This window comes from Bacillus sp. N12A5 (genome assembly GCF_026790125.1).
Lineage (GTDB): Bacteria > Bacillota > Bacilli > Bacillales > Bacillaceae > Bacillus.
Genome location: NZ_JALAMR010000009.1, coordinates 1 through 23,230 on the forward strand (window position 1 = coordinate 1; position 23,230 = coordinate 23,230).

Annotated in this window: 23 protein-coding genes, 1 other RNA gene and 1 pseudogene; 6 read left to right on the forward strand and 19 right to left on the reverse strand. The window is 46.4% G+C overall.

Annotated elements, in window-relative coordinates; genetic code table 11:
- Positions 1 to 41 precede the first annotated feature (41 nt).
- The 6 genes from MOC09_RS11585 to csoR all read right to left on the reverse strand — a co-directional run bounded on the left by MOC09_RS11585 (position 42) and on the right by csoR (position 6,602).
- Positions 42 to 458, reverse strand: coding sequence for a disulfide oxidoreductase (locus MOC09_RS11585; protein WP_003235152.1), 417 nt, complete (start codon positions 456 to 458; stop codon positions 42 to 44).
- 4 nt (positions 459 to 462) lie between these two features.
- A complete protein-coding gene (gene bdbD, locus MOC09_RS11590) occupies positions 463 to 1,131 on the reverse strand; it encodes a disulfide bond formation protein BdbD (protein WP_268370565.1) in 669 nt (222 codons plus the stop codon).
- Positions 1,132 to 1,250: 119 nt separating this feature from the next.
- Positions 1,251 to 3,359, reverse strand: a complete 2,109-nt coding sequence (locus tag MOC09_RS11595; protein ID WP_268370567.1) for a heavy metal translocating P-type ATPase — start codon at positions 3,357 to 3,359, stop codon at positions 1,251 to 1,253.
- 159 nt (positions 3,360 to 3,518) lie between these two features.
- Positions 3,519 to 5,930: a copper-exporting P-type ATPase CopA gene (gene copA, locus MOC09_RS11600; protein ID WP_268370568.1), complete on the reverse strand. Its 2,412-nt coding sequence runs from the start codon at positions 5,928 to 5,930 to the stop codon at positions 3,519 to 3,521.
- A gap of 83 nt (positions 5,931 to 6,013) precedes the next feature.
- Positions 6,014 to 6,223: a copper chaperone CopZ gene (gene copZ, locus MOC09_RS11605; protein ID WP_268361707.1), complete on the reverse strand. Its 210-nt coding sequence runs from the start codon at positions 6,221 to 6,223 to the stop codon at positions 6,014 to 6,016.
- Between the two features lie 73 nt (positions 6,224 to 6,296).
- On the reverse strand, positions 6,297 to 6,602 hold the full coding sequence (gene csoR / locus MOC09_RS11610; RefSeq protein WP_003220011.1) for a copper-sensing transcriptional repressor CsoR: 306 nt from the start codon (positions 6,600 to 6,602) through the stop codon (positions 6,297 to 6,299).
- A 121-nt stretch (positions 6,603 to 6,723) separates the two neighbouring features.
- Here csoR and MOC09_RS11615 point away from each other — a divergent pair, with 121 nt between their 5' ends.
- The gene (locus MOC09_RS11615; RefSeq protein WP_268370766.1) at positions 6,724 to 7,806 is read left to right on the forward strand and encodes an oxidoreductase; all 1,083 of its coding nucleotides are present in this window, start codon (positions 6,724 to 6,726) and stop codon (positions 7,804 to 7,806) included.
- Between the two features lie 35 nt (positions 7,807 to 7,841).
- Here MOC09_RS11615 and azoRB read toward each other — a convergent pair whose 3' ends face one another.
- The 8 genes from azoRB to secG form a co-directional block, all read right to left on the reverse strand.
- Entirely contained in the window at positions 7,842 to 8,477 is a 636-nt protein-coding gene (azoRB, locus tag MOC09_RS11620) for an FMN-dependent NADH-azoreductase AzoRB (RefSeq protein WP_268361709.1), read from the reverse strand.
- A gap of 158 nt (positions 8,478 to 8,635) precedes the next feature.
- Positions 8,636 to 10,534 (reverse strand): FUSC family protein, encoded by a 1,899-nt coding sequence (locus MOC09_RS11625; protein ID WP_268370570.1) that lies wholly within the window; start codon positions 10,532 to 10,534, stop codon positions 8,636 to 8,638.
- A 255-nt stretch (positions 10,535 to 10,789) separates the two neighbouring features.
- On the reverse strand, positions 10,790 to 11,584 hold the full coding sequence (locus tag MOC09_RS11630; protein ID WP_268361713.1) for an SDR family NAD(P)-dependent oxidoreductase: 795 nt from the start codon (positions 11,582 to 11,584) through the stop codon (positions 10,790 to 10,792).
- Positions 11,585 to 11,767: 183 nt separating this feature from the next.
- Positions 11,768 to 12,130, reverse strand: a transfer-messenger RNA (tmRNA) gene (ssrA, locus tag MOC09_RS11635).
- Between the two features lie 176 nt (positions 12,131 to 12,306).
- The gene (gene smpB, locus MOC09_RS11640) at positions 12,307 to 12,777 is read right to left on the reverse strand and encodes an SsrA-binding protein (RefSeq protein ID WP_268361714.1); all 471 of its coding nucleotides are present in this window, start codon (positions 12,775 to 12,777) and stop codon (positions 12,307 to 12,309) included.
- Between the two features lie 144 nt (positions 12,778 to 12,921).
- Positions 12,922 to 15,261: a ribonuclease R gene (gene rnr, locus MOC09_RS11645; protein ID WP_268361717.1), complete on the reverse strand. Its 2,340-nt coding sequence runs from the start codon at positions 15,259 to 15,261 to the stop codon at positions 12,922 to 12,924.
- 18 nt (positions 15,262 to 15,279) lie between these two features.
- Positions 15,280 to 16,020: an alpha/beta hydrolase gene (locus MOC09_RS11650; RefSeq protein WP_268361720.1), complete on the reverse strand. Its 741-nt coding sequence runs from the start codon at positions 16,018 to 16,020 to the stop codon at positions 15,280 to 15,282.
- Positions 16,021 to 16,151: 131 nt separating this feature from the next.
- Entirely contained in the window at positions 16,152 to 16,382 is a 231-nt protein-coding gene (gene secG, locus MOC09_RS11655; protein ID WP_003220028.1) for a preprotein translocase subunit SecG, read from the reverse strand.
- A gap of 148 nt (positions 16,383 to 16,530) precedes the next feature.
- Between secG and MOC09_RS11660 the strand changes: the two genes are divergently transcribed.
- Positions 16,531 to 17,301, forward strand: a complete 771-nt coding sequence (locus tag MOC09_RS11660; RefSeq protein WP_268370572.1) for an alpha/beta fold hydrolase — start codon at positions 16,531 to 16,533, stop codon at positions 17,299 to 17,301.
- A gap of 39 nt (positions 17,302 to 17,340) precedes the next feature.
- Here MOC09_RS11660 and MOC09_RS11665 read toward each other — a convergent pair whose 3' ends face one another.
- Positions 17,341 to 17,574, reverse strand: a complete 234-nt coding sequence (locus MOC09_RS11665) for a helix-turn-helix domain-containing protein (RefSeq protein WP_003220031.1) — start codon at positions 17,572 to 17,574, stop codon at positions 17,341 to 17,343.
- A 151-nt stretch (positions 17,575 to 17,725) separates the two neighbouring features.
- Here MOC09_RS11665 and rghR point away from each other — a divergent pair, with 151 nt between their 5' ends.
- The 4 genes and pseudogenes from rghR to MOC09_RS11685 all read left to right on the forward strand — a co-directional run.
- The gene (gene rghR / locus MOC09_RS11670; protein WP_268361724.1) at positions 17,726 to 18,133 is read left to right on the forward strand and encodes a transcriptional repressor RghR; all 408 of its coding nucleotides are present in this window, start codon (positions 17,726 to 17,728) and stop codon (positions 18,131 to 18,133) included.
- A 27-nt stretch (positions 18,134 to 18,160) separates the two neighbouring features.
- On the forward strand, positions 18,161 to 18,580 hold the full coding sequence (locus tag MOC09_RS11675; RefSeq protein WP_268370574.1) for a helix-turn-helix domain-containing protein: 420 nt from the start codon (positions 18,161 to 18,163) through the stop codon (positions 18,578 to 18,580).
- A gap of 90 nt (positions 18,581 to 18,670) precedes the next feature.
- Positions 18,671 to 18,997, forward strand: a complete 327-nt coding sequence (gene catR / locus MOC09_RS11680) for a catDE operon transcriptional regulator CatR (protein WP_003242888.1) — start codon at positions 18,671 to 18,673, stop codon at positions 18,995 to 18,997.
- Between the two features lie 293 nt (positions 18,998 to 19,290).
- Positions 19,291 to 19,635, forward strand: a pseudogene (locus MOC09_RS11685) (methyl-accepting chemotaxis protein); the annotation flags it as partial.
- A gap of 42 nt (positions 19,636 to 19,677) precedes the next feature.
- Here MOC09_RS11685 and opuBD read toward each other — a convergent pair.
- Genes opuBD through opuBA form a run of 4 tightly spaced genes read right to left on the reverse strand, consistent with a single transcriptional unit; the run spans position 19,678 to position 23,120 of the window.
- The gene (gene opuBD, locus MOC09_RS11690; protein WP_268370576.1) at positions 19,678 to 20,358 is read right to left on the reverse strand and encodes a choline ABC transporter permease OpuBD; all 681 of its coding nucleotides are present in this window, start codon (positions 20,356 to 20,358) and stop codon (positions 19,678 to 19,680) included.
- A 16-nt stretch (positions 20,359 to 20,374) separates the two neighbouring features.
- A complete protein-coding gene (gene opuBC / locus MOC09_RS11695; RefSeq protein WP_268360889.1) occupies positions 20,375 to 21,295 on the reverse strand; it encodes a choline ABC transporter substrate-binding lipoprotein OpuBC in 921 nt (306 codons plus the stop codon).
- 11 nt (positions 21,296 to 21,306) lie between these two features.
- Positions 21,307 to 21,960, reverse strand: a complete 654-nt coding sequence (opuBB, locus tag MOC09_RS11700; RefSeq protein WP_268360891.1) for a choline ABC transporter permease OpuBB — start codon at positions 21,958 to 21,960, stop codon at positions 21,307 to 21,309.
- 14 nt (positions 21,961 to 21,974) lie between these two features.
- Complete coding sequence (gene opuBA, locus MOC09_RS11705; protein ID WP_268370577.1) at positions 21,975 to 23,120, reverse strand: choline ABC transporter ATP-binding protein OpuBA; 1,146 nt, start codon at positions 23,118 to 23,120, stop codon at positions 21,975 to 21,977.
- Between the last annotated feature and the right edge of the window lie 110 nt (positions 23,121 to 23,230).

Sequence of the window (23,230 nt, forward strand, 5' to 3'; positions counted from 1 at the left end):
ATCTTATGGGGTCAGTCCCCATACTGCGGGCGCTTTTTTTGTCATTCAGATTTTTCGCCTTTCAGCAGGCACATAAAAACGATAATCAGGATAAAAGCAATCAGGGCCAGGAATGGAATGGTAATAAAACCAAACCAGTTAATATATTGGCCTGAGCACGGCACGCCGCTTACACACGGCTTAATGCCGGTAAAGCCGGGCACTTTTTGCTCTAAGTAGTGCATGATCGAAATAAATGCCCCGATAATCGCCATTGGGAGCACATATTTTTTCACGCGTGTGTCACCTTGAAAGGTGGCGATGCCTAAAATCAGGACGAGCGGATACATGAGTATACGCTGGTACCAGCACAGTTCACATGGAATGAACTTTCTGATTTCACTGAAATACAGGCTGCCCAGCATAGCGACAAGAGCCACAACCCAGGAAGCATATAAAAATACAATTCTATTTTTCATATGATTACTTCCCTTTCAGCTCTTTTTCTATTGTTTCTTTGATTTCATTATAATCCGCAAAATTTTTGATCACTTTATCATTGACGTAAATCGTCGGTGTTGCGTTTATGTTCATTTTTTGATTAAGGTCAGAGTCCTTTTCCACTTGAGAAGCAAATGTTTCCTTATCAAGATTCTCCTTGAGCGTCTCAGGTTTTATCTTTGTGGTGCTTTTTGCAAGATCACCAAGAACGGCTGGGGTCACCCATTCCTGTTCTGTGTCCGGCTGTTTTTCAAACAGCTTTTCATGGAATGCCCAGAAAGAGTCAGGGTCTTCTTTCCATACTTCTTCTGAAGCAAGAGCCGCTAATCTTGAGCCTGTTCCGTGGAACATGACGTTCACAAATGAAAATTTCACATCGCCCTTATCAATAAAGTCTTTTTGTATCTTTGGAAAGATGTCACTGTTAAACACCTTGCAAGACGGACATTTGTAATCTCCAAATTCTACTACAGTTACCGGTGCATCATCCTTGCCAAGCACAGGCTGGCCTTTGATAGACGGCTGTCCGGAAACCGCTTCATCGCCTTGTTCCGTTTTGTTATTAATGATGACAATGGCTGCTAACAATACAACAACCACAACTGTAAGGATGACCGCGAATTTCGCAGAAGACTGCTGTTTCTTTTTCACTCCGACACCTCATCGTTTTAAAATTAAAAAAGAAGCGGATCACAATTGATCCACTTCTTTATTTTAACAAGACAAGCGCCTATAAGAAAACCCCGAAAAAATGAATTCTCTCCGACAATTTATCTGTTTTTGAGACGCATAACGCGCATGGCGTTTGCTACAGCGAGCAGTGTAACACCGACATCTGAGAAAACCGCCTCCCACATCGTCGCAATCCCAAATGCTCCGAGAATGAGAAAGATCGCTTTTACACCTAACGCAAAGCCGATGTTCTGCCACACGATTCGCCGTGTCCGTTTCGCAATCCGAATCGCTTCCGCTATTTTTGACGGCTGATCCGTCATCAGCACCACGTCTGCGGCTTCCACCGCGGCGTCAGAACCAAGGCCTCCCATGGCTGCTCCAATATCCGCGCGCGCAAGAACCGGCGTATCATTGATGCCATCACCGACAAAAATAAGTTTTTCGTTTGGCGAAAGCTTTGCTTCCAATGCTTCGACCCGCGCCACTTTATCCTGCGGCAGCAGCTCTGCATATACCTCATCGATGCCAAGCTGTTTTCCAACGGCTTCTCCTGTCTGCTTCGAATCACCTGTCAGCATAACTGTATGCTTGATTCCAAGCGCCTTCAGGTCGGCAACCGCCTGTGACGCATCTTCTTTTACTTCGTCCGCTATGATGATTGCTCCGGCATAGCGTTGATCAACAGCAACATGTACGATTGTTCCAGCACTTTCATCCGGGACGCCCTCAATCTGTTCTCTTTCCATAAGCTTCTTATTTCCAGCAAGGATTTCTGTTCCGTTTACGTTTGCAAAAATGCCGTGGCCGGATATTTCCTCATATGACTCTATGGCGTCAGAGGAAAGCATTTTTCCGTAAGCTTTACGTACAGATTCTGCAATCGGATGCTGGGAATGAAGCTCAGCGTATGCCACCGCTTCAAGTAATCTGTCCTTTGTAAATCCTTCCGCAGGTTTGATTTGTGTCACTTCAAAGCTGCCTTTAGTTAACGTTCCTGTTTTATCAAACACCGCGTATTTCACTTGATTCAAGGCCTCTAAATAATTGCTTCCCTTCACAAGCACTCCAGCCTTTGAGGCTGCTCCGATTCCGCCAAAGAAACCGAGCGGAATTGAGACGACAAGCGCACATGGGCAAGAAATCACTAAGAAAATAAGCGCGCGGTACACCCAATCGGAAAGCGCTGCGCCAGGAACCACCAGTGGCGGTACAAAGGCCAGCAAAACCGCGATGATCACAACCGCAGGTGTATAATACTTGGCAAACTTTGTGATAAAGTTTTCTGTCCGGGCTTTACGGCTGCTCGCATTCTGAACCAAATCTAGTATTTTTGATACTGCAGATTCCTGGTAGACCTTTGTGACTTCAATGTGCAGAACGCCGTTTTGATTGATAAAGCCTGACATTACATCTTGTCCTTCTGCAGCTTTTCTCGGCACGGACTCACCTGTTAAAGCAGACGTATCAACCATCGCTGATCCCTGCACAACCCTTCCGTCAAGCGGTATGCTTTCGCCCGGATTGACCACAATGATGTCCCCTGTCTTTACATCCTCTGGAGAAACCAGTTCGATCCCGTTCTCTGTTTTGACATTGGCGTAATCAGGCCGTATGTCCATTAACGCACTGATTGATTTTCTGGACCGGCTGACCGCAGCTCCTTGAAAAAGCTCACCAATTTGGTAAAACAGCATAACGGCGACGCCTTCAGGATATTGCTGAATCAGAAAAGCGCCAATTGTGGCAAGAGCCATTAAGAAATGCTCATCAAACACCTGACCGCGGCTCATGTTTTTGACTGCACGGATGACAATATCACCGCCGATGATCAAATAGGCAGCGAGGAAAAGCAAAAATTCGATTGTTTCGGAATGAACGACATATGCCGCTGCTCCGAGTATGACGGCCGCAGCCATCCTTACCAGCATCTTGATCATTCGATGACGATAGCCGTCATCAGCTGATTTCTGTTTATGCTTTTGGCGAACCGTTACATGCGGATCGATTGATTTCACCTTTTTCTCTACCTTACTGGTGACCCATTGCTCTTCTTTTCCATCGGCTGAGACAGTCAAGGTGCTTGCTGCAAAATTAACCGCGCATCCGTCAATGCCTTTTATGCCTTTAACTCCGTTTTCGATTTTTTGGGCACAATTGCTGCAATCCAAACCGTCCAGAACGTATTCCTGTTTCACTAGTCTCACCTTACCTTCCGATTTAGGCTTCCCTCTTCAAAGCGTATCAATGAGTGTTGGTCATGAATTTTTATATATGAGCACATACTCATATATGGGTTACATCTATTATATGGCGTTTCCCAAGAAAGTGTCAATGAAAAACAAAAACCGGCATTTGGCCGGTTTTTATTTTACTTTCTGCAGACGCAGGGCATTCAGAACAACGGAAACGGAGCTGAATGCCATTGCCGCTCCCGCTATCCATGGCGCTAAAAATCCGAGCGCTGCGACTGGGATGCCGAGGCTGTTGTAGCCAAGCGCCCAGAATAAGTTTTGTTTAATGTTTTTCATTGTCAGTCTGCTCATGCGAATGGCGTCGGCAATGCTGTTCAAATCTCCGCGAATTAGCGTAATGTCCGCTGTTTCCATCGCAATGTCCGTGCCTGTTCCAATTGCCATGCCGATATCGGCTGTGGCAAGCGCCGGAGCATCGTTAATTCCATCGCCTACCATGGCCGTCTGGCGTCCTTCTTTCTGCAGGCGGGAAATTTCGGCTGCCTTTTGTTCGGGAAGGACTTCGGCAATGACACTTGTAATCCCCGCTTCCTTCGCAATTGCTTCTGCAGTTCTGCGGTTGTCACCTGTCATCATGATGACATCCAGGCCCAACTCTTTCAGACGGGCCACGGCCTCCCGAGAGGTGTCTTTTATTGTATCGGCAACCGCTACAAGCCCTGCTGCTTCTCCATCAATGGAGACAAGCATAACCGTTTTCCCTTCTCCCTCAAGTTCTTCCATTTGGGCAAGAAGAGCCCTGTGCTCCACCTGTTCGCTCTCCATTAACTTTCTTGTGCCGACGAGAACGGTTTTGCCTCCGGCTTCAGCCAAAATGCCTGCGCCGATTTTCGCTTCAAAACGTGCCAGCTTTGGTATTTCAAGCCCTTTTTCCTTTACACCGGCAACAATCGCTTCGCCGAGCGGATGCTCCGATCCCGTTTCAGCTGCCGCCGCAAATTGAAGCAGTTCTGTTTCTTCAAATCGGCCGAACGGAATAGCATCTGTCAGTCGCGGCTTTCCGTTTGTCACAGTTCCGGTTTTATCAAGAACAATCGTATCGAGACGATGTGTTTTTTCTAAATGCTCGCCGCCTTTAAAGAGAATTCCAAACTCAGCAGCGCGGCCAGATCCAGCCATTATGCTCGTCGGAGTGGCAAGACCCAGAGCGCAAGGACAGGCAATGACGAGAACGGCAATAAACTTGCTGATCGCGTCGGCAAAATCGCCGGGAGCCGCCCATAGATACCAAATGAGGAAAGTAAGAACGGCAATCCCCAAGACGATGGGCACAAAAATGCCAGAGATCTGATCAGCGAGACGCTGGATCGGCGCTTTTGATCCTTGTGCTTCCTCAACAATTTTGATGATATGGGAAAGTGCGGTATCCTTTCCGACGTTGACAGCTTTGATTTTCAGAAAGCCGTTAGAGTTGACGGTTGCACCTGTCACACTGTCACCTGGATTTTTGTCAACAGGAAGGCTTTCTCCGGTAATCATTGATTCATCAACTGCCGAGCGGCCTTCCACCACCTCTCCGTCGACAGGAATTCGTTCGCCCGGTTTGACGTAAACAACATCATCGACAAGCACTTCGTCTATCGGGATGATTTGTTCCTGTCCGTCTCTGACGACAGTCGCTGTTTTCGCTTGAAGCTTCATCAGCTTTTTAATCGCATCAGAAGAACGCCCTTTTGCCTTTGTTTCAAACAGCTTGCCTAATAAAATCAGCGTCAGCAAAATCGCGCTTGTTTCATAGTAAAGACCGTCTGTATATCCATGGGAACCGAGGCTTTGGATGGTAAGATAAAGGCTGTAAGTGTAAGCAGCCGTCGTTCCGAGTGCGACCAATACATCCATATTGGCGCTTTTATTTCTGAGCGCCTTATATGCACCCGCATAAAACGGCCATCCGATCAGAAACTGAACTGGTGTCGCCAGCGCAAACTGCATCCACGGATTGAGAAATAGATCCGGCACCCAAATAAACGATGTGAACGTAAAATGGCTCACCATCGCCCAAAGCAATGGAAATGACAGGACCGCTGAAAAGATCAGTCTCGCCGTTTGCTTCCGTTCTTCTTTCTTTTTAGAAGCTGCCGCTTCACCTTCCTCATCACCCTTCAGCTGCAGCTTATATCCCAGCTTATCTACTGCTTCTTTCAAATCGCCTACAGACGCTTCTTTCGGATTGTACTCGACCGTAACCGTTTCTAAAGCGAAGTTTACAGGAGCATTTGTTACGCCTTCTATTTTATTAAGCCGCTTTTCAATCCGATTGGCGCAGGCCGCACACGTCATGCCTTCGATATCAAATTCAGCTTTTTCTGTTACGACGTGATAGCCTAGCTTTTCAATTTTTTCCTGAATCGCCTCAGCCCCTGTTTCAGCAGGATCGTAGGTGACATTTGATGTTTCCGTTGCCAGATTGACATTGGCATCCGTAACTCCGGGCATCCGCTTCAGGCCTTTTTCAATTCTGGAGGCACATGCCGCACAGGTCATTCCAGATACCTGCATCGCGATTTCCTTTTGTTCACTCAACATACTCACTCCTTTATATACACCAGGGGGGTATATAAAAATGAAAGAAATATCGCGCCTCCCTAAAGGCGCGATACCTTGAATCAATCAGCTACATCATAGCCCTGATCTTCTATGGCATCCGCAATGTCTTTGACTGATACTTTGCCAGCATCAAACGAAACATCGACTTTTCCCGCTTCCAGATTGACATGAACAGCACTGACGCCGTCCAGTTCTCCTACGCTCGTTTCCACTGCTTTGACGCAGTGCTGACAAGACATTCCTTCAACCCGCAATGTTTTTTGTTCCATTTGAATTCCTCCTGTTTATCTTTCTGTTTCCATCCTACCATACCCCCGTAGGGTATTACAATAAAAAAAGACTTTATGATTTTGTGAACTTTTTAAAAACGTCTAAAAGCTCAGAAATGGCTTGTTCCCCGTCACCGCTTTTGATGGCATCCGCTACACAATGATGGGCATGATCCTCAAGCAATTGAAGCGCCACATTTTTCATTGCCGCCTGAACAGCTGAAATCTGCACAAGAATATCTACACAATATCTATCGTTTTCCACCATGTTTTGAATGCCTCTGACTTGGCCCTCTATCCGCTTCAGCCGGTTTGTGATTTGATCCTTTTCTTTCGAGCTTTTATGGTTTAATGCTTTATGTTCGTTATGCTTTTCCATGCGTACACCTCTGTTTCTTATACTAATTCCCATTATACTGATTGTCCAAACTGTTGTCTAAGCATGCCTCTGCAAAAAAAATGAATCAGTTAGGTTTTACCATTTGATCAGGAGGGTATATATTTCTTATGAAAACGTTTTAAAGGGGAGAAGAAAAGTGAATACGATAAAGGTTGGGATATTAGGGTACGGACTGTCCGGTTCTGTTTTTCACGCGCCGCTGCTTGCTGTTCTGGATCAGTATCACATCAGTAAAGTCATGACATCCCGGACAGAAGAAGTGAAACGGGATTTTGCGGATGCTGAAGTTGTACATGAACTTGAGGAAATCACAAATGATCCAGATATTGAGCTCGTTATTGTCACAACCCCGAGCGGCCTTCATTATGAGCATGCTATGGCATGCATTGAGGCTGGAAAACATGTTGTCATCGAAAAGCCGATGACCGAGACGGCCGAAGAAGGGGAGACATTAAAGAAAGCTGCCGATGAAAAAGGTGTATTGTTAAGTGTATATCATAACCGGCGCTGGGATAACGACTTTTTAACAATTAAAAAGCTGATCGCTGACGGATCCCTTGAAGATATTCATACATATCAAGTTTCCTATGACCGCTACAGACCTGAAGTTCAAGAACGGTGGCGGGAAAAAGAAGGCGCTGCCACTGGTACGCTGTATGATCTCGGCTCCCACATCATAGACCAAGCCCTGCACCTATTCGGGATGCCTAAAGCCGTTACAGCAAACGTGATGGCCCAGCGAGAAAATGCAGAAACTGTTGACTACTTTCATTTGACTTTGGATTACGGAAGACTCCAAGCCATTCTGTACGGAGGTTCGGTTGTTCCGGCAAACGGCCCTCGTTATCAAATCCACGGACAGCATTCAAGCTTTATCAAATACGGAATTGACGGACAAGAAGACGCACTCAGAGCGGGAAGAAAACCGGAGGATGACAGCTGGGGAGCGGATGATCCGGAGTTTTACGGCCAACTGACAACCGTTCATGGCACGGACAAAAAAACAGAAACCATCCCATCAGTAAATGGCTCCTACCTTACATATTACCGCAAAATAGCGGAAAGCATACGGGAAGGCGCCGCGCTGCCCGTCACCGCTGAGGAAGGAATTGATGTCATCCGCATCATTGAAGCCGCGATGAAAAGCAGTGAAGAAAAGCGAACCATTATCCTGGAGCAATAAACAAAGCCTCCCCAAGTAAAGGGGAGGCTTTTTCATTAAAATGTTTTTCCTGCTTCTTTCGCACGCGCAATTGCGTCTTCTTTGATTTGCTGTGCTTTATCAGGTTCCGCATTGTGTCCCTCTACGAAAATGCCCTCAAATGATGGTACACCGAAGAAGTTCATCATGATGCCGATGTAGCGATGCCCCATTTCCATTTCAGCCGCAGGGCCTTCTGAATAGTAGCCGCCGCGCGCTTGGATATGAATTGCTTTTTTATCCGTTAACAAGCCGATAGGGCCTTGTTCAGTGTATTTGAATGATTTTCCTGCAACAGCTACAGAATCGAGATACGCTTTCATCACTGGCGGGAACGAGAAGTTCCATAATGGAGTAACGAATACATACTTATCTGCAGTAGCAAATTGATCGCTAAGTTCTCCCAGACGGCCCACTTTCGCTTTTTCGTTTTCAGAAAGCTCCTCAAAGCCTGTGCCTGACTGGAGCTTGCCCCAGCCGCTGAATACATCCGCGTCAATGTGAGGGATGTTTTCTTTGTACAAATCGATATGTACAACTTCATCATTCGGATTCGCTTCTTTGTAAGATTCGATAAATGCTTTACCTGTTGCCATACTGTAAGAAGTAGCTTCATCATGCGGGTGAGCAGTGATATACAATACTTTTGCCATTTTTACCAGCCCTTTCGTTTTTAAAATCACACATCAATTATTATCATACAGATGCATTATGATTATTCTGTCTCTCTTACTCTTTATTATAGGGGCACTAAAAATTACTTTCAAGTAAAATATCTCGAATTAAAGATTATTTTACTTTTCCAAACGGCTCACTTCTCAAAAGCTGTCCTTAGTCCGGAATAGAGTGCGCAGAGCTCTTTGCTGATTCGCGGGTAATATGAAACTTGCGGCACCTGAATGTCAGCCGGCTTCCTTTTCATCAAAACGGACTGCTCAGCCTGTTCAAAAAACGTTCTCAGCTGGTCCATCTCTACTTTGAAAAACGGTGCTGATGGACGATGGTGTGCTTGGGCCGAAAGCAAATAATACCCTAAGTGCTGAACGCCGGAGATGGCAGGCCAGAGCGCCTCCGCATTCGCATGAGGAAATTCCCCAAGCGCCTTGTCATACGCATCCCGAAGCCTGACCAAGCTCAGTCTTAATTTGTGTCCGTCTGCTTTCTGTCCTGATAACAGCTTCTCCATAAACTGCCCCTCCAGCCGGATCACGTCTCTCATCAGCTCTGGCAGCCGCTTCGTTGAAAATCTTCTCCACAAAAGCATTGTTCCCAATAGCCCGATCACGCTGCCGACAGCGACATCCGTCAGCCTCGCTAGCATAAAATAGCCGACGTCCTCACCGCCATGCATGCTTTCTGTAATAACCAGCGCATTAGCAGTTAAAAAAGGAACCGCCAGTGCATAATTGCGGACAATCAGCATCTCTAGAAGACATTGCAGCACTGCAATACATAACGCTATATAAACACCATCCGGCTTACATAACAGGATTGCGCCCGCCAGCCCAACACCAATTACGGTTCCGGCTGAACGCTGAATGGCCCTGTGCAGCGTAAAGACAACAGTGGTGCCAAGCATGACCGCTGCTGCCGAAAGCGGAATCCAATAGGAGCGTGCAAAACCGAATGCGAGGGCAAACAGATCGGCGGCAAACAGTACAATTCCGTACTTTACCGCCCGTATCAAAACCGGAGACTGCCAGTCAAAGGCATTTCTCAAAAAGTAAAAAGAGGCTGGCAGGCGGCTCGGTTCCAGGTCCAATTGCATATCGTTTCGTCCTGAAGCGATATGCAAAGCCTCATTGATTTCTTCAAGCAGCTTCCGGCTTGGCTCTGGTTCATTCTCTTTGATCTGAAACACACTGGAACTGCGGACACGCCCCAGTGCATCTCCTGCTTGACGGAGTACCTTTTCAATCTGGGCTGTCTCTCTGCCTGGCGTTTCAGCCGAAAAATGAATAATGGCAAGGAATATGTCGTCAGCTTTTTCGAGCAGGCGGAAAAAGCGTTCATCATGCTGCGACTTTTTTCCCCTATTCCCTTTGCCGAGAATGGTTTGACGGGCTGTTCTGAGCATAAGCACCGTCTGATGCTGTGCGTTATGAAAGCCTGGCGTTCCGACGGCAGAAAGACATGCGGCCAGCTGATGATACGTTTTTTGCAGCACAGCCTCCTCCGGTCCATGTTTGTTCCATAACCAGCCGATTAAAGCGATACACATGGCGAAAATGCCGCCAAGAAACGTCAGTCCCGCTCTGAACAGCGCTTGTGAAGGATCGGCCGGCAGCCCGGAACTGACTAAAAAGGCAAGGACAAAAAACATTGGCGCCGGGCCTTGTATACCAAGCGCGCTAAAAATAAACATCGCCGCTACGCCGATCAGCCCCAGAACAGCCGCCATCATCCAAAACACCCCGGACAAAAGCGTCCCTAATCCAAATGAGAGGGCGATCCCAATAGAGACCAAGAGCAGCTTCAAAGCGCGCTTTTTATACGATTCACCGCCCGCATACAAATAAACAAAGCCCCCGATGCTTGCAATTAAACCGTAATCCGTGTGACCCGCCAATGCGCCAATCAGCACAGGAAAACCGGAAGCGATGCCTGATCCGATCGCCTTTTTCCATGGAAATGGATTCGCACGAATGCGGAAGGCATCCTTGACGATACTTGGCATGGTTCTTTGTTTGTTCTCAGCAGTTTTGTTCATTTGACAGAATCCTTTTCTATAAATGTATAGGACTTTTCCCGATGATTCGCCATAGTATGCCCCAAAAACACCTTCGCTGCTCAATAGATGCCCTCAAAAAAACAGAGACCATCGTCTCTGCCTGTTTTACTCTACATCCTGAATCGGCTTGATCCAGTTGCTATACGTCAGCTCGGCAGCTTTTTTCCGATACTTTGATTATGTCAATTTAATTAGGAATAACACTATAAAAAAACCTCTCCTTTTGGGAGAGGTTTAAAAGACACTGCGGACCAAACCGCCGTCAGCCCGAAGCGCCGCGCCATTGATCGCGGAAGAAAGCGGGCTGCTTAAAAATGTAACGAAGTGGGCAATTTCTTCCGGACGGATCAGTCTTTGAATAATGGATGTCGGCCGGTTTTCTTTCATAAAACGAATCTCAGCTTCTTGAACAGTCAGGTTTTCGCCAGGATACAGCGAGTTCAGCATGGTTTCTACCCCCTCTGTTAAAGTCGAGCCCGGCATGACGGTGTTGACCGTGACATTCGTGCCGGTCGTCAGCTCCGCCAGACTGCGGGAAATGGACAGCTGCATCGTTTTCGTCGCACTGTAATGGGCCATTTCCTGTGACGGCATAATCGCCGCTTCACTGGCAATAAAAATCACACGCCCTTCTTTTTTCTCTATCATGTTGTGCAAATACCTGCGTGTGAGCCTTACCCCGCTCATAATGTTCACTTCAAAAAACCGGAACCATTCATCATCGGGAATATCAAAGTACTCCGCCGGTTCAAATATTCCTAAATTGTTGATTAAAATATCAACCTCTGGGTATGCCTGAAACAGCTTATTGCAGCCTTCTTCTGTTCCCAGATCATATGCAGCCGGATATAGGACGGCTTCAGCGTACTGTGTTTTTAATTCATTTATCGTCTGATTCACTTTTTCTTCCCGGCGCCCGTTAATGATCACTGCCGCGCCTTCTTCAGCTAACGAAGAGGCAATGGCTTTTCCGATCCCCGATGTCGAACCAGTCACCAGTGCGGTTTTTCCTTGTAAATTCAGCTTCATTTGTTCATCCCTCCGTTTTTGATTCTTCTTATTTATTGACAGAAACGCGATTGGTGAAACATCTGCTCTGCAATCAGTATGAAACAGCTGGGATTAAAATGGTAGTACGCACTTTTTGGTGCCTGTGGTCCGGAGAAAAAATAAAGCAGAACCCCTTAAGAGGTTCTGCTTTATTGTCAGTATGTATGGAGACGGTGGGAGTCGAACCCACGTCCAGAAACATCGATTACTTAAGCGTCTACGAGCGTAGCCTGCATATTTATGGTTTCACTCATCTTCTTGCCTGCGGGCGGGCCTTCCGAGAGCTAGTCTGTTCATCTCTTCTTACGTTCTCAGACGGGAACGCAAGCGTAGCCTACTTGGATGTGCTCTTCACAGACACATAGGCAATGTCAGGAAGAGCTCGCTGCGTTTATTAGGCAGCTAATGCTACGTTTTGGTTAAAACTGTTAGTTTTGCCAGTTATATTTAAGTGCGTGTTTACGAGATCGCCTCTCGGCTCGCAGCTCAAGCTCGATCCATCCCTGTCGAATCCGTAACGTCCCCTTGTTATAAGGGAAATACGGGAGAAAATATCAAGCTCTCACTCAAACTGGCTATAGTCTTATTATAACATGATCACGGCTCTTTTCAATTGTCAAATCCTTCAAATGAATGGCGTCGTGATCTGATCATGAACACAGTATAGCACAGGCCTGATTTTTGAATCAAGCACTATGCCTTTAAAAGCCTTTTTGCCTGTCTCTGAACGCTCTTTCAATTTCCCGCTTCGCGTCCTTGCGCTTCAGGTCTTCCCGTTTGTCATAGTTCTTCTTCCCTTTTCCAAGGCCGAGAAGCACTTTGGCGAAGCCGTTTTTCAAATACAGCTTCAGCGGAACGAGAGAATAGCCTTTTTCCTTTGTTAACCCGATCAGCTTATTAATCTCCTTGCGGTGCATTAACAGCTTTCTCGTCCGGAGCGGATCGTGGTTATAGCGGTTTCCCTGCTCATACGGGCTGACGTGCATATTATGGAGAAACACTTCTCCCCGTTCGATTTTGGCGAAGGAATCCTTAAGGTTTACACGGCCGGCGCGAATCGATTTGATTTCGGTTCCTTGCAGAACGATGCCTGTTTCATAGGTTTCTTCTATAAAATAATCGTGATTGGCTTTCTTATTTTGAGATAATACTTTTCCTGACCCTTTTGGCATGCCAGAACCTCCTCTCTCTAAGGAAAAACTGTCCACCTTTTGCGATACGCTCTATTTTACCAAATGTCACGTACCGCTACAATGAAAAGCTGTTCCGAAAGAAAGCAAATAGAGCACTGCGGCCCTATTTGCTGGTTTGAGCTGCTATTTCTTCTTTTTCCGTTTCTGTTTCGGCGCATTTTGGAAGCCGCGTTTTTTCTTTTTCTTCTTCGGCTTAGTGAACCACTCGCCTTTTTCCTCAGACGGAGCTGGAGAAACAGGCGTATTGGTGCTTTGAACGCGTTTTCTGGCAGGCTTTCCGCGTTTTCTGCTCCGGCTGCTGTCCAATTCTCTCGGACGCCGCGGAGTGCCCTTCATGCCGACGATTTCAAAGTCGATATTACGCTCATCTTTATTGACATCGACGACCTTGACTGTGATTTCATCCCCGATTCGGAAGACGTTGCCTGTCCGCTCGCCGATCATTGCAAAATGCTGTTCGTCAAAGCGGTAGTAGTCATCCGTCATAAAGCTGACGTGAACGAGTCCTTCGATTGTATTCGGCAGTTCGACGAACATTCCGAAGTTTGTCACAGAGCTGATCATGCCGTCAAACTCTTCACCGATTTTATCAAGCATGTATTCCGCTTTTTTCAGATCGTCTGTTTCACGCTCGGCGTCAACTGCACGGCGCTCCATTGAGGATGTATGCTCGGCGATATCCGGCAGGCGTTCAGCCCATTTTTCCTGTGTCGCTTCATCGACCTTGCCGTTGATTAAATACGTTCTGATCAAACGGTGAACGATTAAGTCAGGGTAACGGCGAATCGGCGATGTGAAATGCGTATAGAATTCCGTTGACAGACCGAAGTGCCCCAAGCTTTGCGGGTCGTATTTCGCCTGCTTCATCGAACGGAGCATGACAGTTGAAATAACTGTTTCCTCTGGCCTGTCACGAACAGCGTCCAGAATGCTTTGCAGCGCGCGCGGATGAATATTTCCCGCCGTTCCTTTCACCACATAGCCAAATGTCGTTACAAACTCTAAAAACTTTTGCAGCTTTTCAGCGTTCGGCTCTTCGTGGATCCGGTATATAAACGGAACGTTCATCCAATGGAAGTGCTCCGCTACCGTTTCGTTCGCCACAAGCATAAATTCTTCGATCAGCTTCTCGGCGACAGAGCGTTCTCTGATGACAACGTCTTTAACCGCTCCTTCGTCATCGACAAGCACCTTGGCTTCTTTAAAATCAAAATCAACGGCGCCGCGGTTCATCCGCTTATCGCGCAGAATTTCAGCCAGGCGCTCCATGTCTTTGAACATCGGAACGAGAGGCTCGTATTTTTGTTTCAGTTCTTCGTCATCGTCAACAAGAATTTTATTCACATCTGAATACGTCATTCTTTCCGTTGTTTTGATAACACTTTGGAAGATCTCGTGCTCCGTCACCTGACCCTGACTGTTAATTGTCATTTCACAAGAAAGCGTCAGGCGGTCAACCTTTGGATTTAAGGAGCAGATGCCGTTTGACAGTCTGTGCGGAATCATTGGGATGACACGGTCAACCAAATACACACTCGTCCCTCTTTCAAGCGCTTCTTTGTCAATAGGAGAGTTTTCGGTTACGTAATGGCTGACATCAGCAATGTGAACACCGAGCTTGTAGCTTCCATCATCAAGCTTCGTCACGGTAACTGCATCATCCAAATCCTTCGCGTCCGCACCATCAATGGTGACAATCACCTGGTCACGGAGATCACGGCGGTCTTTCAGGTCTTTTTCATCAATTGTGTCAGGCGTACTTGATGCCTGTTCCATTGCGTCAGCAGGAAATTCTCCCGGCAGGCCGTGCTTATGAATGACCGATAAAATATCAATGCCCGGATCATTTTTATGGCCGAGAATGGTTTCAATCTCGCCTTCTGCGTTCATGCGGCCTTCAGGATAGCTCGTCAGTTTGACAACAACCTTGTGCCCTTCCGCCGCTCCGTTTTTCCCATTTTTCGGGATAAAGATGTCACTCGTGATTTTTTTGTCGTCCGGAATGACAAAGCCGAAGTTTCTTGTTTCTGTATACGTACCGACAACCCGCTGAATCGCTCTTTCTAAAATGCGGATGACGGTCCCTTCCTGTCTGGAGCCGCTTGACTGTGAATTCAGACGAACCATGACGATATCGCCGTTCATTGCCGTATTCAGCTCAGTAGGCGGAATAAACACATCGCTTAACGACGTATCCTCAGGCAGCAAAAAGGCGAAGCCTTTTGCATGTGCTGAAATCTTTCCTTTTATTAAATTCATCTTCTCCGGAATGCCGTAGCGGTCGCTTCTCGTCCGTACGATCAGCCCTTTTTCTTCCAAGGCGACTAACGCTTTGACGAGCTCTTTAAACTCCTCAGCTTCCGTAATATTTAACATCTCCTCAAGTTCCTGAACGGTCAGAGGCTTGTACGCCTCTTCCTTCATAAACGAGAGAAGCTTTTCCATAAATGCTTCTTTTTCCATTATCCGACCTCCTGTTGGTTACCAATCGAGCTTCTCTAAAAATTCATACACATCCTGATGGACGAGGTCACGTTCTTTGTCAAGCGTAATGACATGGCCTGATTCCTCGTACCATTTCAGCTGTTTATCGTCAGTTTCCACTTCGTTGTAAATAATATTGGCGCTTTCTGTATTAATCATGTGATCATGACGGGCCTGCACCACAAATGTCGGTGAATAAATCATATCGACATTGTTCCGCACATCGGCAATTAATTCTTGCAGCGCCTTAAGGGTGTTCATCGGCGTTTTTTCGAATTCCTTCATTTCCTCTTCAATTTGCTCCTGGCTTTTCCCCTCGAATTTTTTGTAATTGCGAGCGTATGAAAGGACGCCCTGATACATCACTTCTTCACTCTTAATATGCATTGGCGCGCACATTGGAACAATTCCCTTTATGGGTACAGTGTAACCCAATTTCAGCGAAAAAACCCCGCCAAGCGACAGTCCGCAGGCAGCAATGCTCTCATAGCCTTCAGATTTTAAGTATTCATAGCCATCCATCACGTTTTTCCACCAGTCTTCAGGCCCTGTATGTACCAGTTCTTCAGGGGGAACGCCGTGTCCTTCATATTGAGGCGCGTGGCAAGTATAGCCCCGCTCATTCAAATAACGTCCCAGCATTCGTACGTCCGCTGTATTTCCTGTAAAGCCGTGCAGCAAAAGCACCGCTTTGTCCCCGCCTTTAAATGTAAATGGTTTTGGTGTCACAACTTTCATGCTCATGTCTCCCTTTCTATCTGCACGATCATTTTAGTTTTCCACAGTTTGATCAGAAAAAAACACTTTGAATATCATCCAGAAACGTGAAAAAGGCCTGACTTCACATCAGACCTTATACAAACATTGCCCTATAGGATATAAGCAAGCGCAATCGTTAACACGAAAAACAAGACTGCCAGCACAACCGTGATGCGGTGCAAAATCAAATCAAGACCTCTTGCTTTTTGTTTCCCGAAGAGCTGCTCCGCTCCACCTGAAATCGCACCAGATAATCCGGCACTTTTACTGGATTGAAGCAAAACGACAATAATAAGTGCAATGCTGACGATAACCAATAAGGTAATCAAAACCGCGTGCATCCCTTACACCTCCAGACTCACTGGCCTACATTACTTCTATTTTACATGAAAAGGGTTGGCATGTCACGCTGTATCAGACGCCAAATGGCGGGTTAAGACGTATTATCTTGGTTACCCTATTTAGGAAAAGGCCAAAAGGAGAAAAACGATGCCGCTGATCAGCATAGTTAACAGAAAACATCTTTATTATGAAGAATATGGACAGGGAATCCCTATCATCTTTATCCACCCGCCGGGCATGGGACGCAAGGTTTTTTATTATCAGCGCCTTCTTTCCGAACATTTCAGGGTGATTTTTCCCGATTTAAGCGGCCACGGTGACAGTGACCACACAGATGAGCCCGCTTCTATTTCCTATTACGCAAACGAGATCGTGCAATTCATGGATGCTCTTCACATTGACAAGGCTGTCTTATTTGGGTATTCCGCCGGCGGCTTAATCGCGCAGCACATCGGCTTCACCCGCCCGGACAAAGTGTCGCACCTCGTTCTGTCAGGCGCTTATCCTGTAGTCCATAACCTGATCGGACAGAAGATACACAAAACGGGGATGTATCTGCTCGAAAAAAACGCCGGGTTGCTCATAAAAATCCTTGCCGTCAGCCACACAAAAAATCAAGAGCTTCGGCACATATTGACAAGCCATATGAAAAAAGCAGACCTAGCCCCTTGGCATCAATATTATCAGGACTCGCTCAGCTATAACTGCATTGGACAGCTGCCCCATTTACACATGCCGATGCTGTTTATGTATGGCGGCCTGCGGGACTGGACCTTCCCAGCATCAGGCTACTACCGTAAAGCTTGCAGCCATGCTGAATTTTTCAGATTGGAATATCAGGGGCATCAGTTGCCGACAAAACAATGGAAAACATGCAATGAACTGGTGACAGGTTTTGTGCTGACACATCATGATTAGGGATAGAAAACGCTTGGTTACCTTGCGTTTTCTATTGCTTTATTGACTTTTGTCAATAAAATCGTAGTAAAAAAGATCCTCGAATTTCAAATTAAAATAATGAAGCATTTTACCGATCACTAGCTGCCCCGGCCGTCTTTCTCCATTCAGCACGCGGCTCAGTGTGGCGGGTGAGACTCCGATTTCCAGCGCAAGCTGATTAAGGGAATAATCGTTATTGACCATATACTGCAAGACATAATCGCGTCTAATCTGTATCTTTTCTACTGGCACTTTCCTCACCTTCCGTTCCTGAAAAAACTTTTTCTATACTTTTACATTACGGCTTATGTTAACTTTTGTCAATACATTTCCAGCTTACCTATTCCCTTTAGTCAATAAACATACTAAAATATGAGTAACAGTGAGGGACGGGGTGAGACATATGGAAAGCTTTGGCGAACAATTGCGGGCATTGCGCGAAGAGCGAAAGTTAACAGTCAACCAGCTTGCAACTTATTCAGGCGTAAGTGCCGCAGGGATCTCCAGAATCGAAAACGGCAAACGGGGCGTTCCCAAACCTGCCACTATCAAAAAACTGGCGGAGGCCTTAAAAATTCCTTATGAAGGGCTTATGTATAAGGCCGGTTACATCGAGGAAGTGCATGAAGACAGGGCTCCTTATGAAACGAAGTGCAAGCTGCTTGAAAAAGCGGAGGCCTATGACCTGAAAAACCTTGCTCTTCTTAAGAACGAAAAGTGGCAATATCTCAATAAAGAAGATTTGCTCATGCTTGATCATTATTTTTCATTTATCTCAGACGAAGCCAAAAAACGGTCTGCTGTTGACTAACTCTGACAGGAATGTGAGGCAATCACCATGTCACCATTCGGACAGCAATTACGAGAGCTGCGCCGCGCCCGCAAACTGACTGTGAATCAGCTTGCGGTGTACTCAGGCATCAGCTCGGCCACCATTTCAAAAATTGAAAACGGCAAGCGCGGCACCCCCAAACCTGCCACCATCAAAAAACTGGCGGCTGTACTGAAAGTGCCCTACGAAAACCTGATGGCTGCCGCTGGTCATATTCAAGCCTATCCAGAAGAAATCCGCGAGGCTTCGGAAAGCTATCAGTCCATTTATGACATTTACCAGACAGCTGTCACTCGCGGAGCGGAGCACCTCCCGATTTTCAACAGCCATAAATGGGAACATCTATCAAAGCAGGATATTGAAAATCTCAGCAAATACTTCGATTTTTTAGCTTCCGAAGCGAAAAAACGCACCTCTTCTTCGTAATCCCCTGTCTCTCCTTCTCATTTTATCAATCACCCTTGCATACCTTCCCTCGTTATTTGCGTTATAATAGTGACAGACGAGGTGAAAAGTATGAACCAATCAGAAATGTGTCCTAGATTTGAAAAGGCAGTCGACATCTTAAGTAAACGCTGGGTCGCTTTAATCGTATTTCAGCTCTTGAACGGGTCACAGCGATTTAGCGAAATTGAAGCAGCACTTCCAAATCTAAGCGGCAGAGTTCTGTCAGAACGGCTGAAAGAACTTGAGCTTGAAGGAGTGGTGAAGCGGGATGTCATCCCTGAAACTCCGGTTCGCATCGAATATTCTTTGACTGATAAAGGAAAGGCGTTAGCTCCCATTTTAGGTGAGATTTCAAAATGGGCGACAGAATGGATTGACCCTTCCTTTCTTGACTGATTGCTAAAACGGTTCTGATCTCCAAGACGAGAAAAGAGCCGTTTTTATTTTCCAGGTGAAAAAACAATTTCTCAGCCGATATATAGTACATCCACACACATTACGATTTTAAAGGAGACCACTTATATGCGACTGACGATTTCCCGCAAATTCAGCCTGGTATTTTTGATACTGATCCTGATCAATTAACTTGTCGGCGGAATAGGCGCTTTTAATATGCAGCATATCATTCAAAAAACAGACGAAATCAACACGAAATGGATTGACGGTATCAAAGAAATCACATCGATTAATTAAAATACTTAGAAAGCAGCTTTACAGAAGTCGAAAAAGGAACAGAAAACCTGACAGACACCGGTCAGGCTATGCAGCATATCAAACAGTCCGTCACACACGTTGCAGACAGCATTAAGGAAGTAACGGACGGCCTGAAGCGGTTAACAAACCAATCGATCACCATCAATCAATCGATTGAAAATATCGCTTCTGTATCTGAAGAATCGGCTGCCGGCATTGAAGAAACATTTTCCATTACCGAGCAATCCGCCCATTCCATGGATCAAGTGCTCCAAAATGCCGAAGAACTTGAGCAGCTGGCGAAGGAGCTTCATGAGAAGATGGATCAGTTTACGATTTAGATAAAAAAAGAGGCTGGAGTCATCCAAGCCTCTTTTTCTATTCTATGCAGCGGTTTGAACGTGTTTCGCTCTGGTTCTTTTTTTCTTTACCGGGCTTAATGCCCGCTCCAGCCAAGCCATTAGCAAATCAGCGGCAACCGCCATGACCGCAGTCGGTATTGCTCCCGCGAGAATAATTGCAGTTCCGTTTGCCGCGTTTGATCCGCGGACGATCATATCCCCGAGCCCTCCGGCGCCGACAAATGTACCGATTGCCGTAATCCCGATGGCAATGACGAGAGCCGTGCGCAAGCCCGCCATCATGACAGAAAGCGCGAGCGGGAGCTCAACCATCCGGAGAACCTGGAATTTCGTCATGCCCATCGCTTTTCCCGATTCTAAGTAGGCATGTTCAATGCTGACTATGCCTGTGTACGTGTTTCGGATAATCGGCAGAAGGGAATACAGAAATAATGACACAATCACCGTATTTGCCCCGAGCCCCATGACAAGCATCAAGACGGCCAGCATGGCGAGCGCGGGGATTGTCTGAATAACGTTTGTTACTGCGAACACCCAGGCTGACAAACGGCGAAAATGCGCAATGAGGATTCCGACCGGAACTCCGACGGCAGCGGCAAACAAAACACCGTAAGCCGACATGAGAAAGTGCCGGGCGAATTCTTCCATAACGTAGCTGCCATTCTGCGCATAATACGTCATGACCTGTTCAAGCACGTTCATTGGCTACTTCCCCCTTTCACGATTCGAAGTAATGATGCTTTTCTAAATATTCCTTGGCAACGACAGACGGTTCTTTTAAGTTGCCGTCGACCTCATAGTTAAGCTCCTGCATTGTGGCTGTGTCGATTTTCCCGATCATTTTCCGGATGATGCCTTCAAGCTCAGGATGTTCTTTGAGCACTTGTTCCGGCACAACCGGAGAGCAGTCATACGGCGGGAAAAATTGCTTATCATCCTTTAGCATTTTAAGGCCATAGGACTTGATTCTTCCATCCGTCGAATACGCGAGGACAATGTCCATTTTTCCGCTTTTCACCGCGTCATACACAAGCCCGATCTGCATGGGATACGTGCCGCCGAATGTCATGCCGTAGGTTTTCGTAAAGTCCTGATAGCCGTTTCCCTTGAGCTTCATCCAATAGTTATCGACACCCAGCTTTAATTGCGTCGCCCATTTTTTAATGTCTGATACGGTTTCTAAATGGTATTTGTCTGCTAGCTCCTTGCTGACTGTAAAAGCATATGTATTATCAAACCCATAGGAGTCATACCATTTTAAATCGTATCTTTTTTTAAACTCCTGCTGTGTTAATGCCAGTGCTTTGTCCGGATCCTTCTCTGGTGCCATTCTCAGCGTGCCTGTCAGCGCATCGCCGGTATATCTTGTGGCGGCAATGTCGATTTCCCCGTTCATTAAGGCCTGTTGCTGCACCGCGTTGGAGCCGAGATTTTTAATGGTTGTTGTTTTGAGATCAGTATGATGTTCAATCAGCTGGCCAAGCATATTTGCGATGATTTCTGATTCGCTCATGCTCTGCGCGCCGATTTTAATGGTCTGGTCTGAAGCGGCGCTGAGACCCGGAAGCGAACAGCCGCTCAGCATCAGCATTGCTGCAAGTATTAAACCGATCATCCATTTGTGATAGTTTCTTTTCATGAGCCGCCTCCTTATGAAACTTCCTTCAATCTTTGCATGCCGGCAGGTGTCAGTTTTCGTTCAGTCACCGCCAGCACATAATCAATCACAATCGCTAGTATCGTGACGGGAGCCGCGCCTCCGATGATGTATTCCGGCTGATATAAATTCAGGCCGATAAAAATGTAATCACCCAATCCGCCGCCTCCGATAAAGGAAGCAAGCGTGGCCCAGCCGATTAAGTAAATTGTTGATGTTCTGATTCCCGCCATGATAACAGGCGCAGCAAGCGGCAGCTCCACCAGGCGGACTTGTTCAGCCGGTGTCATTCCGATGCCTTTACCAGACTCGAGCAGATTTTTGTTGACGCCGCGAATGCCAGTATACGTGTTTCGGAGAATCGGCAACACGGAATAGAAAAACAGAGCCGCGATGGCAGGAACCTTTCCGACACCTAGGAGCGGAATAAAGATAGCAAGAATTGCCAGACTCGGCAGCGTCTGAATGATATTGACGATGCCGATAATGGTGCTGGCTCCCTTCTTCATTCTCGTAAGCACAACCCCGAGGGGTACGGCAACGAGCACACCCAAAATGACAGCAATGAACGATATCATGATATGCTCATATGTTTTATAAAGGAGCTCGTCCCCGTTGGTTTGCAAAAATTGAACAATATGATTCACAACTTATCGCCTCCCTATGACAATACCGCGAGCTGCTTTTCTTCTCCCCAGATAGAGTCATACACAATATCGACCAGACTCGCTCTCGTCACAATTCCAATTAAGCGCCGGTCTTCATCCACAACAGGGACATATTTAACACCCCGTTTTAAAATTTTCCGGACCGTGTCCCTTAGCAGTGTGCCGCCCAATACTGTATAAAGATCTTCATGTAAAACCTCTCCTACGAGATTGGCTTTTTTCCGGGATTGATCAATGATTTCAACATCTACATAGCCCTGCAGAACGTGACCGTCATCGACGACAAGCAGTGAATCGACACGCTCCTGCCTCATCAGCTGAATGGCTTCAGAAAGCGTTTTATCCGCAGTGATCGTCACAGGCTGTGTGTTCATAATCTGATCAACCCGTTCAACATCCGGGCTGGATGACTCGATCAGCCGCTCCTTGCCGATAAATTCCTCGACAAATTCATCAGCTGGATTTCTTAAAATGTCATCGGGTGTTCCAACTTGAACGATTTCTCCCGCTTTTAAAATCACAATCCGGTCTGCCAGTTTAATCGCTTCATCCATATCGTGGGTAACAAAAACGATGGTTTTATGTAAGGTTTTTTGCAGTTTTTTAAATTCTTCCTGAAGGGAATCCCTCGTAATCGGGTCAAGTGCCCCAAACGGTTCATCCATTAAGATAAGCGGTGGCTCCGCGGCAAGTGCCCGTAATACACCAATTCGCTGCTGCTGTCCCCCGCTTAATTCATGAGGGTAACGGTCTAAATATTCAGGCCCCATATCAACTAATTTCAGAAGCTCCCGCGCCCGTTCTTTCCGCTGCTGCTCCGGCCAATTCAGCAGTTTGGGGACAAGTGAAATATTCTGCTGAATGGTCATATGAGGAAACAGGCCGATTTGCTGAATGACATAGCCGATCTTACGCCTAAGCTCTACGGGGTCCTGTTCCATAATGTTTTCGCCGTCAATGAAAATCTTGCCGGCGGAAGGCTCAATTAATCGGTTAATCATTTTCATTGTTGTCGTTTTTCCGCAGCCGCTCGGGCCGATAAAACAGATAAATTCGCCTTTTGCAATCTTAAGATTCACGTTGTTCACAGCTTTTTTGCCGCCCTTGTATGTTTTCGAGACATTTTCTAATGTCAGCAAACATCGCACCTCCAAAGTTAAGTTTATTCAATTCATTCAGTTCGTATTTAATTTTTCAGACAATTGAATGGTTCCCATTATAGAATAAAGTTTATAAAATAAAAAGTTTA

Excerpts from the sequence above, each read along its gene's own strand:
- smpB (WP_268361714.1), bottom strand. The coding sequence starts at position 12,777 with ATGCCAAAAGGGTCAGGAAAAGTATTATCTCAAAATAAGAAAGCCAAT.
- secG (WP_003220028.1), bottom strand. The coding sequence starts at position 16,382 with ATGCACGCGGTTTTGATTACCTTATTGGTTATCGTCAGCATTGCACTT.
- rghR (WP_268361724.1), top strand. The coding sequence starts at position 17,726 with ATGGAAAGCTTTGGCGAACAATTGCGGGCATTGCGCGAAGAGCGAAAG.
- rnr (WP_268361717.1), bottom strand. The coding sequence starts at position 15,261 with ATGGAAAAAGAAGCATTTATGGAAAAGCTTCTCTCGTTTATGAAGGAA.
- catR (WP_003242888.1), top strand. The coding sequence starts at position 18,671 with ATGAACCAATCAGAAATGTGTCCTAGATTTGAAAAGGCAGTCGACATC.
- MOC09_RS11660 (WP_268370572.1), top strand. The coding sequence starts at position 16,531 with ATGCCGCTGATCAGCATAGTTAACAGAAAACATCTTTATTATGAAGAA.
- MOC09_RS11630 (WP_268361713.1), bottom strand. The coding sequence starts at position 11,584 with ATGAAGCTGAATTTACAAGGAAAAACCGCACTGGTGACTGGTTCGACA.
- csoR (WP_003220011.1), bottom strand. The coding sequence starts at position 6,602 with ATGGAAAAGCATAACGAACATAAAGCATTAAACCATAAAAGCTCGAAA.
- MOC09_RS11585 (WP_003235152.1), bottom strand. The coding sequence starts at position 458 with ATGAAAAATAGAATTGTATTTTTATATGCTTCCTGGGTTGTGGCTCTT.
- MOC09_RS11675 (WP_268370574.1), top strand. The coding sequence starts at position 18,161 with ATGTCACCATTCGGACAGCAATTACGAGAGCTGCGCCGCGCCCGCAAA.
- opuBC (WP_268360889.1), bottom strand. The coding sequence starts at position 21,295 with ATGAAAAGAAACTATCACAAATGGATGATCGGTTTAATACTTGCAGCA.
- opuBD (WP_268370576.1), bottom strand. The coding sequence starts at position 20,358 with ATGAACGTGCTTGAACAGGTCATGACGTATTATGCGCAGAATGGCAGC.
- azoRB (WP_268361709.1), bottom strand. The coding sequence starts at position 8,477 with ATGGCAAAAGTATTGTATATCACTGCTCACCCGCATGATGAAGCTACT.
- copZ (WP_268361707.1), bottom strand. The coding sequence starts at position 6,223 with ATGGAACAAAAAACATTGCGGGTTGAAGGAATGTCTTGTCAGCACTGC.
- MOC09_RS11625 (WP_268370570.1), bottom strand. The coding sequence starts at position 10,534 with ATGAACAAAACTGCTGAGAACAAACAAAGAACCATGCCAAGTATCGTC.
- MOC09_RS11650 (WP_268361720.1), bottom strand. The coding sequence starts at position 16,020 with ATGAAAGTTGTGACACCAAAACCATTTACATTTAAAGGCGGGGACAAA.